The 17,251-nt window shown below is 69.1% G+C and carries 15 protein-coding genes and 2 pseudogenes; 9 read left to right on the forward strand and 8 right to left on the reverse strand.

Annotation, left to right across the window (positions count from 1 at the left end; all coding sequences use genetic code 11):
- From ABZ807_RS31645 to ABZ807_RS31660, 4 genes and pseudogenes are all read right to left on the reverse strand, one after another.
- Positions 1-390, reverse strand: a pseudogene (locus ABZ807_RS31645) (hypothetical protein); the annotation flags it as partial.
- Between the two features lie 134 nt (positions 391-524).
- Positions 525-1,304, reverse strand: coding sequence for a hypothetical protein (locus tag ABZ807_RS31650; protein WP_357166261.1), 780 nt, complete (start codon positions 1,302-1,304; stop codon positions 525-527).
- Between the two features lie 489 nt (positions 1,305-1,793).
- Entirely contained in the window at positions 1,794-2,603 is an 810-nt protein-coding gene (locus ABZ807_RS31655; RefSeq protein ID WP_357166264.1) for a transposase family protein, read from the reverse strand.
- Positions 2,604-2,795: 192 nt separating this feature from the next.
- On the reverse strand, positions 2,796-3,032 hold the full coding sequence (locus tag ABZ807_RS31660; RefSeq protein ID WP_357166267.1) for a helix-turn-helix domain-containing protein: 237 nt from the start codon (positions 3,030-3,032) through the stop codon (positions 2,796-2,798).
- 308 nt (positions 3,033-3,340) lie between these two features.
- Between ABZ807_RS31660 and ABZ807_RS31665 the strand changes: the two genes are divergently transcribed.
- Positions 3,341-4,327, forward strand: a complete 987-nt coding sequence (locus ABZ807_RS31665; RefSeq protein ID WP_357166270.1) for a hypothetical protein — start codon at positions 3,341-3,343, stop codon at positions 4,325-4,327.
- A gap of 142 nt (positions 4,328-4,469) precedes the next feature.
- On the opposite strand, the gene ABZ807_RS31670 is transcribed toward ABZ807_RS31665, so the two are convergent.
- On the reverse strand, positions 4,470-5,222 hold the full coding sequence (locus ABZ807_RS31670) for an SUMF1/EgtB/PvdO family nonheme iron enzyme (RefSeq protein ID WP_357166273.1): 753 nt from the start codon (positions 5,220-5,222) through the stop codon (positions 4,470-4,472).
- 260 nt (positions 5,223-5,482) lie between these two features.
- A complete protein-coding gene (locus ABZ807_RS31675) occupies positions 5,483-5,989 on the reverse strand; it encodes a GNAT family N-acetyltransferase (RefSeq protein WP_357166276.1) in 507 nt (168 codons plus the stop codon).
- 735 nt (positions 5,990-6,724) lie between these two features.
- Here ABZ807_RS31675 and ABZ807_RS31680 point away from each other — a divergent pair.
- Positions 6,725-7,633 carry a methyltransferase domain-containing protein gene (locus ABZ807_RS31680; protein WP_357166279.1) on the forward strand — a complete coding sequence of 303 codons (909 nt, stop codon included), beginning with the start codon at positions 6,725-6,727 and terminating at the stop codon, positions 7,631-7,633.
- A 258-nt stretch (positions 7,634-7,891) separates the two neighbouring features.
- Here ABZ807_RS31680 and ABZ807_RS31685 read toward each other — a convergent pair whose 3' ends face one another.
- Entirely contained in the window at positions 7,892-8,158 is a 267-nt protein-coding gene (locus ABZ807_RS31685; RefSeq protein ID WP_357166282.1) for a hypothetical protein, read from the reverse strand.
- 522 nt (positions 8,159-8,680) lie between these two features.
- On the opposite strand from ABZ807_RS31685, the pseudogene ABZ807_RS31690 reads away from it, so the two are divergent.
- From ABZ807_RS31690 to ABZ807_RS31705, 4 genes and pseudogenes are all read left to right on the forward strand, one after another.
- Positions 8,681-9,723 (forward strand): annotated as a pseudogene (locus ABZ807_RS31690) (transposase).
- Positions 9,724-9,887: 164 nt separating this feature from the next.
- Positions 9,888-10,610 (forward strand): AraC family transcriptional regulator, encoded by a 723-nt coding sequence (locus ABZ807_RS31695; protein WP_357166284.1) that lies wholly within the window; start codon positions 9,888-9,890, stop codon positions 10,608-10,610.
- A gap of 68 nt (positions 10,611-10,678) precedes the next feature.
- Positions 10,679-11,497: an alpha/beta hydrolase gene (locus ABZ807_RS31700; RefSeq protein ID WP_357166287.1), complete on the forward strand. Its 819-nt coding sequence runs from the start codon at positions 10,679-10,681 to the stop codon at positions 11,495-11,497.
- 21 nt (positions 11,498-11,518) lie between these two features.
- On the forward strand, positions 11,519-12,082 hold the full coding sequence (locus ABZ807_RS31705) for a dihydrofolate reductase family protein (protein ID WP_357166290.1): 564 nt from the start codon (positions 11,519-11,521) through the stop codon (positions 12,080-12,082).
- A 525-nt stretch (positions 12,083-12,607) separates the two neighbouring features.
- On the opposite strand, the gene ABZ807_RS31710 is transcribed toward ABZ807_RS31705, so the two are convergent.
- Positions 12,608-12,919 carry a transposase gene (locus ABZ807_RS31710; protein ID WP_357166299.1) on the reverse strand — a complete coding sequence of 104 codons (312 nt, stop codon included), beginning with the start codon at positions 12,917-12,919 and terminating at the stop codon, positions 12,608-12,610.
- A gap of 460 nt (positions 12,920-13,379) precedes the next feature.
- Between ABZ807_RS31710 and ABZ807_RS31715 the strand changes: the two genes are divergently transcribed.
- The 3 genes from ABZ807_RS31715 (at position 13,380) to ABZ807_RS31725 (ending at position 16,919) form a co-directional block, all read left to right on the forward strand.
- Entirely contained in the window at positions 13,380-14,003 is a 624-nt protein-coding gene (locus tag ABZ807_RS31715; protein ID WP_357166293.1) for an RNA polymerase sigma factor, read from the forward strand.
- A complete protein-coding gene (locus ABZ807_RS31720) occupies positions 14,003-15,157 on the forward strand; it encodes a CU044_5270 family protein (protein ID WP_357166302.1) in 1,155 nt (384 codons plus the stop codon). The genes ABZ807_RS31715 and ABZ807_RS31720 overlap by 1 nt, the downstream gene beginning before the upstream one ends.
- A 364-nt stretch (positions 15,158-15,521) precedes the next feature.
- Positions 15,522-16,919 (forward strand): hypothetical protein, encoded by a 1,398-nt coding sequence (locus ABZ807_RS31725; protein WP_357166296.1) that lies wholly within the window; start codon positions 15,522-15,524, stop codon positions 16,917-16,919.
- The last annotated feature ends 332 nt before the right edge of the window (positions 16,920-17,251 follow it).

A 17,251-nucleotide genomic window follows, 5' to 3' on the forward strand; every position in this document is an offset into this window, starting at 1 on the left:
GGTAGCCCCAACTGCCGTTCTCCCTGGCCAGGCGCAGCACCAGGGCCCGGATCGACCGTAGCGTGCGGGCCGGCCGCGCCGCCGGGGCCGCGACACCGCGGCGTGGCGGCGGGCGATCAGGTCACGGTGCCACTTGAGGATCGTGTCGGGCCGGACCAGTAGCCGCAGGCGCCGCAGGGTCCTCCTCGGCAGCGGGTGCAGCAGCGCGGCCAACCACGCCCGATCGACTGGCTCGAACCGGACCCGCGGCCCGTCGAGTTGGCGCTGCAACACAGCGAGCTGGTGACGCAGCGACAGGATCTCGATGTCCTTGTCGCGGTCGCCGTCAGACAGCAGTCGCAGCAACGCAAACGCGTTCGTGATGCCCAGGTACGCCAGTCGCAGCAGCATGAGGCGGCATCATCGCGCATTTATCAATGACGATGGGTGCGGGCGACGCCCTCGATCAGCAAGGTCAGGCCAGAAGGCCAGGAGGGCTCACGACCTGCACGGATGCCTTTCTCGGCAGGTACAGGGTCAGTCGGTCAGCGTGTTGTGGTCGCGGCCGCTACATCTGAGGTCGGGCGCGCAGGCGATGGCGGTGCCGTCCGGTTCCCTCGTCGTGGCGGAGCGGTGCCGCACATGCCGCAGCTGGCCCGGCCGAACAGGTATGTGAGGCCGTCGACGAGGGTCGTGTCGCCGCCTGCGACTGCGGTGTCGTGCATCCAACGACCGATTCCCGTCAGGTCCTGGGCGATGATGGGGTCGAGCGGAAGGCGGCTGATGTCGCCGTCGTTGTGGTCGCGGATCGCCGAGTAGTGGCCGTAGTCGTCGATGACGATCGCCAGGCGAGTTGTGCAGTGCGGGCAGTTGAGATGGTAGTGCTCGTCGGTGAAGTCCAGGCTGATCGAGGCCCAGAACGTGTAGCCGGCGAAGGTAAGCGCATCCTGCAGCTGCTGGACCAATGCAGGACCGGTGCACGTGGCCAGACGCGTCCGGGCAAGCGAGTGCAGCGCTGCGAGGGCTTCCGGGTTGGTCCGCACCAGGTCGTCGTGTCGGTGATACCGATGCAGGGTTCGTACGATCACCGCGCCGAGCTGCAGCGCTCGTTCCCAGAACTCGTCGGCGCCTGATTGCGCCAGTCGGCTGAGCTGGGGGAGCGTGGCGAAGCCAGCCGAGCAGCAGCACTCTGCCTCCACAACGAGCCGGCGTTCGACCTCGTCCCACACGGCGGCATCGGGTTGGCGTCCGAGCCGGTCGAGCAGCCTTCCGATCACGACGCCAGAATCGCCCTGCACGTCCTGCACCGAGCGCCAATCGATCACCCGGCGATCCAACACCACGTCCTCAACGCGTAGGTGGGCGGATCTGCCGCCGACCGGGCGCCGGCGGTGGTGCTTGCTCGTGCCGACGCGTGGAGCCCGCAGTCACGAGGAGACGCGGTGTCGGATCACGTGCGCACCCGGTGGTCGTGCACCATGCTGCCTGTGCGTGTCGAGCGTCTGAGTTTCTTCGTCGAGTCTGTCCGGGTCGTCCCTGAAGGCTGGCGTTTGGAGGGTGAGCCGGGGTTTCACCCACGGCACTGGGCTCGTCCTGGAGACCGCTTCGATCGCGCATGCGGCGAACACGGCAGGCAGGAGCGGGGCGTAGACCTGGTCGTGGTGGAGCTCAGCGCGTCTCACGCCATTGAGCGTGTCCAGACCTCGTTTCCGCTGGTGGGTGGTGGTTGACAGGACGATGGTCGCCGCTCAACTCCAGGCCAGGAGGGTGATCAACTTCGGGTTCACGGGGTCGATCATCGGGGTTGGTCCAGATCACGAAACGGTGTCGATACGGCTGGTGCCGAACGGGTCGCGGATCAGGTACTGGAGCGTCTGGACGGCCTTGACCACGGTGGTGAGTTGGCGTGGGTTGCCGCGGAAGTCGCGGGTGAGCACTGTCCAGCATTTGAGTTGGGCGTTGGCGCGTTCGCCAAGGCACCGCAGGCTGGCCTGGGCACGGTTGGCGGCCTTCTTCGCCTCGGACAAGGTCTTCTCACCGCGCTTGCGCTTGTACCCGGTGATGATGTCCGGGTGCAGTCCGATGTAGCCGAGATCGGCCAGCAGGCCGAGGAACTCCAGGACCTTGTCGGCTATCTTGAAGAGTCGGGCGGCCGTGATGTCGACGGTCCTGCCGGGCAGCACTCCCGATACCCAGAGCAGTTCGCCGTCGGGGGCGGCCACGGTCTGCACCGCGCCGCCGTGGCGCTTGTGCTTTCCGGAGTACCAGTACTGCTTCTTGGTGTACTGGGCCGCGACGCGCTCGGTGGGGATGTTGACGCCGTCGACGATGAGGTAGTCCCAGCCGGCTTTCACCGCCAGCCGCACGACCTCGGTCAGTGGCAGCGCCCGCCGGGCTAGGACCTTGATGCCCTCCTGCACGAGGGTCCGGCAGGTGCTTTTCGGCACACCGTTGCCGGCACCCAACGAGCGGTAGGTGTGCCCGCCTTCCAGCCAGGCGCAGGTCAGGATCGCCTGGGTGGTGGTGTCGTAGCCCCGCCCGCGGGTACCGATCCGCCGGCGATAGCGGGTCAACGCCCCCGGCGAGGTGCTCCACGACGCGCGCTGGCGTGGACAGGGCGACACCGTAGATGATGGGACCGGAAGCCTCTGGTTCTGGGTTCTTCACACAGCCGACGTACCGGAGGCTTCCGCCATGCCTGATCTTCCACACCGGTGGTGATCAAACCGTTATCCGGGCCGCCGGTGAAGATCGTCCCCACCACCCAGAAGTTGATCACCTTCCTGGCCTCGGATTGAGCGGCGCCGGTCGTCCTGTCAACCGGCACCTACCAGCGACAACGAAGTCTGGACACGCTCAATGAGCTTGAGCAGGTCCGCCGTGCGCACGCGGTAGGAGGTTCCGATCCGAAGCACCGGGCACGGGAAGGTCCCGCTCTTCGCCAAGTCGTAGGCCTTTGTGCGGCCCACGCCGAGTGCGCGGGCGGCGGTCGCGAGATCGACCACCGCGGGTAGCTGGAGTAGCTCGTCCTGGTTGAGAGCGCTGGTGATCATCGCCCTGCTCCTTTGGTCGAGGGAGCGGACGCCGGGGCGTCCGGCTGGAGAGGCACGGTTCGACATGCCTCGACACGACCATCCAGTTTGGGCGTTGCTTGTGGCGCTACCCGTCGGTAGCGGCGGGCCCCGGGACGGCTGGTAGCGCCGCGTTCTGCCGGGCATTCGCCGCCACGTACATCACCGAACGCGTTGACGGTGCCGCAACCGGCAGTAGCGCGTGGTCGCTTGATGCGAGTGCGGCCCCTTGGTCACGCCGGGTAGGTGACCCCGCGGCCCGTGGGGGGCTCACCTAGACTCTCTCGATCGTGGGAGAGACCGTGGTGCTCGGCGAGGTGACGTGCCCGTCAGGAGAGCTTGTCTTGATGGACGGCGGCTACCTGGAGCTGTGGTCCGGAGACCGATCACCCGACGAAGTCGACGGATCCGAAGACATGCCGGCGTCGGACTTCGAGGTCGTCGGCCCCGATACGGAGGCCGCAGCGAGGTCGTTCGATCGTCAGTCCGGCCGCATGCTGTACGACATCCCGCAGCACGGTATTGACGAGTTCACCACGCTGTTCAACCAGCATTGCCGCGAGCACGCCTATGACGCTTCGCTGAGCCCGTTCCCCCGGCGGGTTCCGCACCGGGACCGGGTTCGACGCGCGGTTGCCGCAGGCGATCCTGACTTCCTGATCATGGGTGTGCCGGTCGTCCCCGTTGGGGGTGTGCCTATCGACCGGCCGTTGCCGGTGACCGCAGTGCCGGGGGAATGGGGCTGGTCGCAGATCCGCATCGAGCTACGTGAGGGCACTGCCGTTGCTGGCCGCCGGCTCGGCAGTATCGGGGTGGACTACGCCCGGTTCGTCTTTGCCGACGCGGGCGCACTCGGCTCATGGGTGCACGACTACCCCCTCGATGGCCTCGCCGATGTGGTCTTCTGGGGTAGGGACGAGGAGCAGATCGCCGCCGAGTTCGGCGCGCAGCGCACGGGAACGCCGGGAGACGACGGCTACGGCTGGCTCAACCTCCCGGTACGGGATGCGTATGCGCGAGCGGTCGCGCTCAACGACCGCAAGAAGGCTGCTCCGCTCCGCGGGTTCGCCTTCGACTTCCGCCCTCACTCACACCATTGGCAGGTCATGGCGGGCGTGCGGGCATCCGAGAACGAGGCCGCCACCATCGAGGTTGGCGATGCCCAGATCATGATGGCGACGACCTCCGTCGGCGACGGGTTCTTCCCAGTCGACCTGGACGTTGATGCCGCAGGGATTCCCGTCGCCGTCCGGATCACGGTGAGCGGCGACGACTGACACCTCCGCCTCGGGCCGTGCTGTTCTACGCGCAACGGCTCCCAATCTCAGCCGGCGTCACCCCGACGACGCCGGCAACCCCGCGATCCTGGGCTGGCCATCGGTGAAACTACCGGCACCCGTGGATCCGCTGAGACGGCTTTCAGCGGGGCAGTGGTGCGACCGGGCGAACCGCCGTGAACTCGGCGTGCTCGTACCGGGTGGCGGAGAGCAGCAGCAGCCACTCGTCGCAGCCCTGCCACGGGTAGACGTCGGCGGCTCCGCCACGTACGGTCCGGGGCCCGTCGCCGGTCCGTGGCTGCGCGTCTGCCGGCGCGCCCGCAAACCCGGGGATCCATACGTCGGCGCAGAGCTCGTTCGCCGACCCCATCGCCGCCAGCCCGAACGCGTTCTCTGCGGCGGCCGTCCGCGTCTCGTCGCTGAAGTCGTCGAGCAGCTGGTCCTCGCCGGGTTTTCCGTCACCGCGGAAGGTCAGCGTGGTGGTGCCGGCCCGGGCCGCGTATTCCCACTGCGCCTCGCTGGGCAGCTGGAACGGCAACAGCTTGAGTAGGTCGTCCAGGTCGTCCTCGAGCCGGGCCGTGCCAGTGTCCGCCTCCGCGTACTGGTCCTCGTACTCGGGCAGCCAATGCCGGACCTGCGCCACAGTCAGAGGGTGCCGGGCGAGCAGGAACGGCTCGACCCGCACCTCGCGTACCGGCTGTGCGTCCCCGGCGCCGGCGAGGAACGGCTCGATGGTGTCCTCGACCCCGCCGCTGCGCTTGATGGCGCGTACCGCGTCCAGCTCCGCGTCGGACAAGCCCATCCGGAACGTGCCGCCCGGGATCTTCCGGAACACCACGCCCGACGGAATGTGCCGCCATGCCGGGCGTCCGGCCACGATCTCCTCGGTCCACATGGCGCCGAACGCTAGCAGCCCGTCGCCGGTCGGCCTTTCCCGACGGCCCGCAAGATGCGCATGGACCAACTGCTTTGCGGTGTCTCTGGATCGGAGCTATCGGTACCCCGAATGGACGGGTCGCGTCCGCTCGAAGGTTGCGGATGATCAACGCGCTGACCAGCGGTTCGCGAGGTAGGCCCGGACGACGTTGGGCTGAAGCGTCCGGACTTTACCTTGCGGTTTTCGGGCGGAGGGCGTTTCGGTAGCTTCGGTCCCCGTCAGGCGTCCCGGCTGTCGAGGATGTAGTGGCGCAGCTTGACGGGTCGGCCGTCGGGGGTGGTCCAGTCGGCGTCTGTGGTGTGGGAGTGCTGCCAGCCGCTGGCTTCGTAGAAGGCGACGGCGGCCGAGCGGTGTTCGTCCGTGACGTTCAGCGTCAGGTCGTAGCCGTGCTCGGCGGCCCATGATCTGGCGTCGCGGACCAATGCGCTGGCGACGGAGCGGCGGCGGGCTGCGGGTGTGACGTAGAGCCGTGACAGTTCGGCGTGGCGGGCTGGCGCTTGGCTGGCCGGGGCGTTGAGGGTGCGTTGGACCGCGACGTGGCCGGCGATAGCGCCGTCAGGTCCGTCTGCGATCCACGCCTGCAGCAACCGGGGTGGGGTAAGCCACTGATGTGGGTCCGCCGGCCAGTTCAGTGGGTAGGCAGCGGCGTGGTGGACCACGCGCAGCGCGTCAACGCATCGGTCGAGGTCGGCCGCGGATCGGGTCCGGACGATCAGGTGCTGCATCAGCATATTTTCGCCAGTGACCAGTCGCGGACAAGGACGGGGCCGACGTGGCGGTGATAGAGGATGACCCGTCCGCCGCGGCGGTTGCGGGCGAACCAGCGGGCGTTGCGTTTGTGCCGGTCGATGCTGCGCTGGTGGGCCTGGGGATGGTCTGGCCGCCGAAGCCGCGCAGGGTGCGGTAAGTGGTTCCCGGCAGGCTGGGTGGCCGCCAGCAGTCGTCGCCGATCCAGTGGGCGATGAGGTCCTTGACGGCTTTGGGCCGTAGTGGGGTTAGCCGAGCCGGCGGCCGATTTTCGCAGCGAACGTCGCTGCCCGTCGGGGCCACTCGCGGCGAGGCGGCGCCAGTGCAGGGACCCGACGAGTACGGCGACCTGGACCTGACCCGCATTGACGGACATCTGAGATCAGCCAGAACGGCTGCGAGGCCACCGCTCGGCGTACTCGTCGGCGGTGAAGCGTACGTGCGTGCGGTGGTCCCGTCCTGGAAACGAGTACCGGCGAGACCGCGCTGTCACCCGCGGGATTGTGGCCGCCGCCCGGGCGCCGCCCGGCGGCGGCCCGGACCCTCGACCGCGACCAGGTCGCGGTCGCGCTCGATGACTCGCACCGCGGCCATGGCCCGCGCGTAGTCGTGTCGAGGGTGAGGGGTCGGCCTGCTTGGCTGGAGCCAGGCTGTGTCTGGTTTCATCCCGTGTCGCACTGACACGGCACGCGGTAGGTCGTGAGGATGTGGGCATGAGTTCATCGCAGCCCCTCGCCGACCCCGGGTCCGAGCCGGACACGACCGCAGGCGGGCCGGTGGATACCGCTGGCGCGGGGTCTGGCCCCCCATCGCCGCACATTCCTGGGTCTGCCTCGGATCGCCGCTACCTGCTCGACAACGCCCGGGTGGAGGCGGGCGAGCGGTTCATCTGGCTGGCCGAGCTGTTCGACGGCGTCACGCGTGGGCACTTCGACCGGCTCGGGGTGAGGGCGGGCTGGCGCTGCTGGGAAGTCGGCGCCGGAGGCCCCAGCATTCCCGAGGCACTCGCCACGGCCGTCGGACCAACCGGTTACGTGCTGGCCACGGACATCAATCCGGCCTGGTTGGACCCGCACGGCGGGTACGAGGTGCTCCGGCACGACATCGTCGGGGACCCGCCGCCGCAGCCAGGCACGTTCGACCTGGTGCACGCCCGGCTCGTGCTCGTTCACGTGCCAGACCGTGCCCGGGCGTTGGCGACGATGGTGGCGGCGCTGCGGCCCGGCGGCTGGCTATTGGTCGAGGACGCCGATACCGAGCTGCAGCCGCTGGCCTGCCTCGATGAGGTTGGCCCGGCGCAGCGGCGCGCCAACCGGCTGCGGCGCGCTGTCCGGGAGTTGATGACCCGCCGCGGCGCCGATCTGCGCTACGGCCGTACGCTGCCGCGGGCGTTGCGTGCGGCGGGCCTGGTCGATGTCACGGCGGCTGGCTGCTTCCCGGTCGGCGGGGTAGCCTGCGACCGGCTGGAGACCGCGACGGTACGCATGGTCCGCGCCGAGTTGCTCGCCGCGAGGTTGGCCAACGACGTCGAGATCGACGCGCACCTGGCCGCCATCGATGCCGGCGAGCTTGACCTCACCCTCGCGCCGCTGATCTCGGCATGGGGACGCCGCCCGGGATAGCCCTTGCAGACGATCACTTCGGCCGAAAACGCCGTCGCGAGGAACCAGACGAGGTCCGGGTCACGATCGGGTCGAACACTCCCGATCACGTGCCCTGGTCACGCTGCTGTCGCAGTTAGGGAAGATCAACCGAACAGGGTTTGCGCCAGTTTCCGTTCCAGACTCAATCCCCGTTGCTCGTCGACGGTCCCCCGTCGCCCGGCCCGAACAGGTACTGCGCGGCGTGGCCGAAGTCGCTGCCCTTGCGGATGACCGCGATCACCGGCGCCGCCGGGCCCGTGCCGTGGCCGTAGCGATCGCCGCCTGGATCTCCACGACCGCCTGGCGTACCTGGTCGTAGACCGCGCTGGCCTCCCGCTCGGCCGGATACCGCTGCTCCGCGTTCGCCCGCGTAACCAGCTCGCCCAGCGCGTTGGCCACCGTTACCAGCGTCAGGTACGTCTGCGCGTCCACAATCGGCGGCGCCGGCTCCGGCCGGTCCAGCCGCTCCCCAGAGGACAGGCCGAGCAGCTCGTTAACGGTCACCCGCAGCCACGCACCCAGGTCGCGGCGGCCGGTAACAGCCCGGGCTGCGGACCAGGCCGCGTGCTCATCGGGCGTCAGCCGTACCCGCACGTCGCACGTTCGCCGTACCGGCCCGCCACGTACCACTGCCCGCGCACCTCCCGCCCCGGTGGCGCCCGCGGGCCACCGTACCGATCTCCCGAACGACCAGATGGCTCGGGCTTTGGGCGGTCGACCGGGCAGCGATCAGTCCGCGCGTCGAACGCCCCCGGGTTGCCGCCGGTGGAAGCCGGTGTCCATGCACCGACCAAGCCCAAGATCACCGATAGGCTCGATCCGGGTAGGTCCGCTCGTCGGTGCCATCTCGGACAGCGCCCGCGACGGACCCGAACGGTAAGTCCGGACTCCGAAAGATCATCCGAAAAAAAGTGCCTCTACTGCCGGTCTCGTGGGTGATTTCTGGCCCCGGATGGCAGCGCACGCCGTGTCTCGTCTAGGTTCCTGAGCTGCTAAGACACGGGAACTGAAGATCGGAAACACGGCGTGCTGGGGGCAAGGCTATTCCATCGACTGCTGGGGCTGGAACGTACCGTCATCGAGGCGGTGCGGGTCGCTGAGGACGACGCGGGCGAGTACCTGATCGTGTCGGTGCGGCCGCGGATGAAAGCCACGCGGCGGTGTGGGCGTTGCCAGGTACGCGCGCCGTGGTATGACCGGGGCGGCGGGCGTCGGTGGTGGCGCGCTGTGGACCTGGGCGTGATGAGGGTCTGGCTGGTCGGCGACGCGCCGAGGGTGAACTGCGGTGAGCACGGGCCGACGATGGTCGCGGTGCCGTGGGCGCGGCACGACTCCCGGTTCACGATCGGTTTCGAGGACACGACGGCGTGGCTGGCCGCGCATGCGTCGGCGTCGACGGTCGCCGAACTGCTGCGTACCACGTGGCGGGCGGTGTCGGGGATCATCACCAGGGTGGTGGCCGAGCGGGCTGGTGCTGTCGCCGTCTCGCCGGGCTGATCAGGATCGGTATCGACGAGGTCGCCTACCGCAAGGGTCACCGGTATCTGGTGATCGTCGTGGACCACGGCAGTGGCCGGATCGTGTGGAGCGGCGAGGGTCGCAAGAAGGAGACAGTCGAGAAGTTCTTCGCCGCGCTGGGACCCGAACGGGCCGAGCCGTTGACGCACGTGTCGGCTGACGGCGCCGGGTGGATCGGCGATGTGGTCGCTGAACACGCCCCGCGGGCGGTCCGGTGCCTGGACGCGTTCCACGCGGTCGGGTGGATCACCGACGCCCTCGACGAGGTCCGCCGGGCGGTGCGCAACCAGCTACGCGGCGGTAAAGGCGGAGTGGGCCACCCGGTCGAAGATCCCCTCGATGGTGAAGGTCGCGCGCAAGATCCGCAGGCATCTGCCCGAACTGCACAACACCCTCGCGACAGCGGACTGTCCAACGCGCGGGTCGAGGCGACCAACACCCACCTGCGCGTCCTGACCCGACGCGCCTACGGCTACGCCAGCCCCGACGCGCTCATCGCCATCGCCGACCTCACCCGCGGCGGCCTCTGCCCACCCCTACCCGGCAGATGATCAACCACCGCTACCACCCACGAAACCAGCAGGAGAGCCGGAAATTCTGGTCCTTCACCACGAAAACGCGGTCCTGCGCCGACAGCACCCCAAGCCGCGCCGCGGCTCTGGTCGGGTGACGCAGGGCCGTGCGAGACTGGCCGCACACGTCACCGGGGGACGGGATGCCGCTGGAGAACGAGGACCGGCCGTCGGACTCGCCGTACGTCCACCGCGTTTGGCGCAGCCACGCGTCCGGCGTCGCGCGGATGACCTCGATCGCGACGTCGAACTGGGAGCTCGTGTTCTGGGAGCACCACGGCCGCGTCCACGCCGCCGTACGCGGTCCGGAGACCACGGCCTTGAGCGTCGAGGTGCCCGACGGATCGGAGTCCTTCGGCATCACGTTCGCGTGCGGCACCTCGATGCCGCACCTGCCTCCGGCGCGCTTGGTCGACTCCGCCCTGGAGAGCCCGCACGCGACCGCGACGACGTTCATGCTGCGCGGCGACGAGTGGCTCATCCCCGACTTCGAGGGCGCGGAGCAGTTCGTCGCCCGGCTTGTGCGGGAGGGCGTCGTCGTGCGCGACCCGCTCGTTGACGACGTCGTGGCCGGCGGGATGCCGGACGTCGGGACGAGGTCGGTGCAGCGCCGTGTCGCCGCCGCGACCGGGCTCACGCAGGGCAGCATTCGGCAGATCGAGCGCGCCCGGCAGGCCGCGATCCTGCTCGGCGAGGGCGCCGCACCGCTAGACGTCACCAACCGGCTCGGCTACTACGACCAGCCGCACCTCGCCCGCTCGCTCCAGCGCTTCATCGGCCGCACCGCGACCGAGCTGCACCGCCAGGATGCGGCCGAGGAGCCCCTGTCGCTTCTGTACAAGATCGACGCCGCCGCCGACTCCTAGATTGGTTGCGACGCGGCACTCCGCCGCTCCGGGAGGCATCCCGCACCGCCACCAGGAAGGCAAACCAGATGACCGAGAACGTCAGCGCGGCCGCGGTGTCCGCCGACGGCACCGTGATCGCGTTCACCGCATGGGGCCAGGGCGAGCCGCTCATCATCATCGACGGCGCGACCGCCTACCCCGCCATCAATCCGACGAACGAGGAGGTTGGACGGCTGCTGGGCGACGAGTTCCGGACCTATGCCTACGACCGTCGCGGACGCGGCGAGAGTACGGACACCGCGCCGTACGCCGTGGAGCGCGAGATCGAGGACCTCGCCGCGCTCATCGAGGTCGCGGGCGCGCCGGCGACCGTGTTCGGCTGGTCGTCCGGCGCGGTCCTCGCGCTCGACGCCGCAGCGGCCGGTCTGTCGATCACCCGGCTCGCGCTGTTCGAGCCGCCGTTCGTCGTCGACGACAGTCGCCCGCCGTTGCCGGCTGACTACGTGGGGCGCCTCGACGCCGCCGTGGCCGACGGTCGTCCCGGGGATGCCGCGGAGCTGTTCATGACCGCTGCGGTCGGCCTGCCCGCCGAGGCCGTCGACGGCATCCGGCAGAGCGAGTTCTGGCCAATCATGGAGGCCGTCGCGCCGACGATCGCCTACGACGGTCGGATCATGGGGAACACGATGTCGGGTGCCCCGCTGCCACGTGATCGCTGGGCCGCCGTCACCGTGCCCACGCTCGTGATGCACGGCACCGGGACGTTCCCATTCATCATCACGGGCACCCAGGCGCTCGCCGAGCTGCTGCCGACCGCGACCCTGCAGGCCGTCAAAGGTGAGCAGCACACGGCTCCCGCCGACGTGCTTGCCTCCGCGCTGCGCGATTTCGCCCACGCCCACTAGACAGTCGAGGAGGGACAAGACATGGGAAGGATCGTGGTCACCGAGTTCATCTCGCTCGACGGCGTCGTGCAGGCGCCGGGCGGGGAGGACTTCAAGCATCCGAACTGGAGCTTCGAGTTCGACCGCGGCGAGGAGGGCGAGCAGTTCAAGGTCGATGAGACGCTCGGCGCAGAGGCGTTGCTCCTCGGACGCCGGACCTACGAGGGATTCGCCGCAGCCTGGCCGCAGTACGAGGGCGCGCTCGCCGACAAGTACAACGGGATGCCGAAGTACGTCGTCTCGAGCACGCTCACCGACCCCAAGTGGAACAACACACGCGTGCTCTCCGGCGGCCTGGTCGAGGAGGTGATCCGGCTCCAGGACGAGGTGGACGGCGACATCTCGGTCGCCGGCAGCATCCAGCTTGTGCAGGGATTGCTCGAGCACGACCTCGTCGGCGAGCTCCACCTCATGACGTTCCCGGTCCTCCTCGGCACTGGGAGGCGCCTGTTCGGGGAGACCCCGGACAAGTCAGCGTGGAAGCTGACCGAGTCAATCACGGTCGGCGAGGGCGTGCTCATCACGATCCTCCAGCGCGCACGGTGACCGCCCGCGCGGTGCCGGGCCCCATGCAACCCGCGCGGGCGTGGTGAGAACCGTGTGAGCATCCCGTCGGGTCACCGGACTACTGGGGTTGTGGGCCTGGCTTGGCGAGTCTCCAACCAGTCCGCGCTTCCGCCCGTACCGTTGTCGCGGCGGACCACGACAGCGGTACGGCGGCCGGTGCCCTCGTCGTTTCCGAGGACGACCTGGACGAGGCGACCGTACTCCCCAGCACGCTCTCGGCGCGGCCGCAGGTGCCGTCGGCCGGGTACGGCGGATGCTCGCTCCGCCGGCCCGTCCCCGGGTCCGCCATCGCCTCGTCGCCGCGGGCGCCATCGGGCTGCTCCTGGCCGGACCGCCCGTCGTGGCGGTGGCATCCGCCGGCCTGGTCGGCCACAGTGGGCCTGTTCGGCCAGTTTCCCACCCCCGTCGGGGAGTCTCGCCGCCGCCAGCGTGGCAGGCAGTTGACGGACTCGGCCCGGAAACCGGCCGGCACCAGCCACGAAACACCACTTGTAGAACCACGACTCAGACAGCCCCAACGCCCGGCAGGTCACCGCGTGCGGCACGGCGTGCTCGGTCCTCTGGGCGGCGACGAACCCGGCCACACTCACTTCGTCGCCTCCTTGACCCACAGGACCACAGATCGCTTGAGCACGTCACGCTCCATCGCCAGCTCGGCGTTCTCCTTACGCAGCCTGACCAGCTCGGCGCGTTCGTCCTCACCGAGCCCGCCTGCGGCGGCCTCCCCCGAGCCCGCCGATCCTGCGCCACCCAGTTGGCCAACGTGCCGTCGTTGATCCCAAGATCCCGGGCCACCTGCGCGATCGGCTTGCCCATCTCCCGCACGATCCGCACCGCTCACCGCTCCCTCGCGGAACTCCCGGTCGAACCGTCTCCTCGTTTCAGCCATGACCATCTATTCCCTTAGGTCTGGCCTCCACGCTATCGGGGGAACCTCAGTTCGCCGCCAAGCTGGCCGACCGCGGCCTACCCGCCAACCTCGTCCTCGCCCCCTACCACCAGCATCCCGCCCGTTACGGTCACGGCGCCGCACTGGAGGCCGCCGAGGTGTCTTCGCCGCCGACACCGCCGCCGCCGTCGCTCAACTGCGCACCGCCGGGCCGAGTGGGCGGCGCGATCGAGGAGTTGCGCCGGCACCTGCCGGCCATGCCGGTCGTGGTGCTGACTGCGTTCGGCGCGGAGGGCTCGGTCGTGAAGATCATTTAGGGCTGCGGGCAAGTACTGGCGACAACCGCACCCCTACCCGAGAGGGCCCGATCGTGACCGACGTGTTCATATGATCCTACCCACCGAAAGCCGGACCCACTCGATCGAAAACCGCGATGTCGAGGACGCCGACCTGCTCAGGCGCTCCCGAACCGATCCTGAGTCATTCGCCGATCTCTATGACCGCTACTTCGGGGAACTGCACCGGTACGCCGCGCGGCGAGTCGTCGGCCCGGCCGGCGACGACCTGGCCGCCGAGGTTTTCCTCGTCGCGTTCAGCCAGCGGAGCCGGTTCGACCCGGCCCGCGGATCAGTGCGGGCGTGGCTGTACGGCATCGCCACCAACCTGATCCAGCGGCACCGCCGCACCGAGGTTCGCGGCTATCGAGCCCTGGCGCGAATGTCCGCCGAGCCCCCCTCGGGCGCGGGTGAGGAGCGGCTTATCGCCCGTGTCGCCGCGTCAGCCGTACGTGGCCGGCTCGCCGCCGCGCTAGGCCGCCTCAACGCCCGCGACCGCCATGCGTTGCTGCTCGTGGCCTGGGCCGAGTTGTCCCAGGCCGAGGCCGCCGCCGCACTCGGTGTGCCCGTGGGCACCGTCGCCTCCCGGCTCCATCGGGCCCGGCGTCAGCTCCGTGAGGTCCTCGGCGATGTCGATCCCACCCAGGAAATTTTTCTCCACGAAGGAGTTTCTTGATGAACGAGCTGGATTTGTTGAACGTCGTACGGCCGGCACCACCACCCGCGCCCGAGGCGGAAGCGCGCGGCCGTACCCGGTTGCACAGGGCCATTGCCGGCGAGACGACGCATGATGCCCGGCCCGCCATGGCCCGGGCCCACCGCAACCGTGGATGGTGGCGGCTCGGGTTGGGTGCTGCGCTCGCCGGTGGGCTTGCCGCCGCGGTCGCCGTGGTCGCCGTGGTCACCCTCACCCCAGCCGGCCAGAGCACTCCACGCGATACGCGGGCCGTAACGGCTACCCCCGCCGACCTGCTCCGAAACGCGTCACTGGTCGCGGCGGTCGACGACCTCACCGCCCGGGATCACCAGTTCGTCCATGTCAGCTACGTACGAACCGCCACGGTTAGCGACGGAGGGTCGATGCGACCATTACCCCCGGGCGATGGCCCGTCAGCGTCTCAGTCGACCGCCAACTTCGTGTCATGGCTTGTGGACAGCCGGCAGGAGATGTGGGAGTCGGCCAACGGCAGCGGCGACGGCCTGTTGCGACTGTCGTATTCCGCACCACGTCCGCTGCCTGGTCAGAACCTGCCGCCAGCGGCACGGCAGGAACCCGACATGGAATTCCGCATCGCCGCCTGCGACCCGGACATGCGCGCGCCTTCCTACACCTACCTGCGAGGCTTGCCGACCGAGCCGAAGCAACTGCGCGCCCTGGTGGACAAGGAGGTGCGGGCCACAAGCACCCCGGAGGATTTCGCTGATCCGGTCCGCCGTGGCGAAACCACGTGGGAAATGCTGACCGGCCTGGCGCACGCGCCGGCGGCCCCGGCAAAGCTGCGCGCCGCGGTGTACGCCTTGATGGCGGAGCAGACCGACGTGCGGGTCGTGCCCGAGGCTACCGATGCTGCCGGACGCGTCGGAGTTGCGGTCGCCCGGGAACTGCCCACCTACGGCACCCGGATGGAGCTCGTCTTCGACCGAACGACGTACCGCTACCTCGGCAGCCGCACGGTCACGGTGGCCGCCAACCCGCGAATGGGCTACCCCGCGGGGATGGTCATCGAGTCCGATGCGCTGCTGAAGACGGAGGTCGTGGACGAGCTGCCGCCAGCCGGGCCGCATGCCCAGTCCGCCGACTGCGGCGACAACCGTCCGAAGGGCGAGTGACATGCGTCCGATGAGAGCCCCAGTCCTGTTGGCTGTCCTGATCGGCGCGCTGGCCACGGCCGTTGTCCCGGCGCCGGCGGCAACGGCAACGACCAACCCGGACGGCAGATCGGAGCGGGCCCTACTCCGCGACGACGATCGTCGTCCCGATCCTCGCCGCTGGCGCCGCGGACAAGCCGCGCTGGCGGAACCGCCGACGGCACCGACGACCAGTGACGCCGGCACCGCCACGCTGAGCGTGTCGGTACGGGACCGGTCCGGCGGCGCGCCCCGTACCGAACATGCCCGTTACGCGCTCGCCTTCGACCTGGTGACCGGCGCGGTAGCCTCGGTTCCGCTGACCAGGGGCCGGGGAATTGCCCAGTTGGCGCCCGGCGCGTACCTCGTCCAGGCGTTCGTCGAGACGCCCGAGGCCAATGGCGGGTTGTCATTGAGCATGCCGATGCAGGCGCGGGTAAACGTTGTTGGCAACACTCAAGTCAAGCTCGATGCTGGGAGCACGGCGCGGGTCGAGGCGTCTGTGGACCGCGCGGACGCGCGGCTGGTCGGGGGGACCGTGCAAATCACGCAGTCCACGTCCGGGGAGAAGATCTGGTACGCCGTTGACTTCGACTACGCCGGGGGCCTCTACGTCCAGCCCACCGAACCAGTTTCCGGCCTCGAACTCAACGTGTACGCGGCGCTGAGCAAGGACGGTACACGGAACAGCCCGTACCTGTACCACCTGACGTTCGAGTCCACCGACGGCATTCCCCAACAGCCTGTGTTTACCGCGCAGACCAGTGCGCTCGCCGCCGTCACCATGCGCGTCAACGGCCAGGATCGGGCTGGCTGCGGCCGGATTGGCGCGCGGGGTTACCAACCCGACCTGTCAGCAGGCTTCGGAACGTCGGTAACCGCGGGCATCGTCCCAGGAAGTTACGCGGCGTACTTCACCCCCGGCACCAACGTGGTGTGGGCACTGAACGCGCAGGTCCTGCCGACGGATTGCGCGGAGGATCCGGGTGGCGACTATTTCGAGACCGAACGCTCCTTCCCGAACGCCGGTCCGTACGTCATAACGTTCGGCCGGGCACCACTCGGGCCGACCGTGACCCGCTCCAGCAACCCGTACGCCCCCTCGCCTGCCCGCCGCGAGGGAGATGTTCTTCGGTTCGCGATCCCGGCGTACGCCGATGCCGACGCTCGCCACGGCGGCCCGACGGCCGCCGCCATGTGGGACTATCCGTTCACCACTGGTTCCACCACGCTGTCCCGTACGGACGGTACGGTCCTGGGCGCCACCGATCGCACCGCCTTCGGCGACTTCTCCGTCTCTGGCGACGAGTCGCAATACGTGCTCACCACGGAGGCCACCCGCGACGCACCCTGGTCATCGCTATCCACCCGGCAGCGCACCGCGTGGACCTTCACCTCGGCCCACGTTGACGGGGAGCAGGACCTGCCCCTGCTCGGGATCAGGTACGACATGGTGCTGGACGACCTCAACCGGGCGCCGGCAGCCAGCCTCTTCACCTTCGGTGTGTCGGTGGAGCAGAACCGTCCGGAACCAGCCCAGCAGATCGAGTCGCTGACCCTCACCGCTTCGTTCGACGACGGCACGACGTGGCAGCCCGTTGATGTTGAGCGTATCGATGGCCGGTGGACCGCCACCCTCGCCCACCCCGCCGCCGGGTACGTCTCGTTGCGAGCCACGGCGGTGGATGTCGACGGCAACGCGGTCGACCAGACGGTGATCCGCGCCTACGCGCTGGCCTCGTGACCATCACCCGCGCAGCCTGAGGCGCTGCGCAAGCTCGGAGAGCGTCGGACGGGTTCCGACTGGTGAGGCATAGAGGGTGTTTGAGAAGGCTCGCCCGTAGCGAGCCGAGGCACAGGCGGCGTCCGGCAAGGCGGAGGTTCATCCGGATACCGGTGTTGTATCCGGACGAACCGACAACGCAGCCGGTCGTTGTCTGGGCCCGGCGCAGTAGGGCATGGCCTTCTCAAACACCCTCTAAGCTTGTGATTAAACCTTTTGTGGCTTGTTGTGGTTGGTTGTCGCGTTCTGGTGTTGGGTTTTGCCGACCGGCGGGTGTGGTCTGACGTGCTTGT

Source organism: Micromonospora sp. NPDC047548 (assembly GCF_040642975.1).
Lineage (GTDB): Bacteria > Actinomycetota > Actinomycetes > Mycobacteriales > Micromonosporaceae > Micromonospora.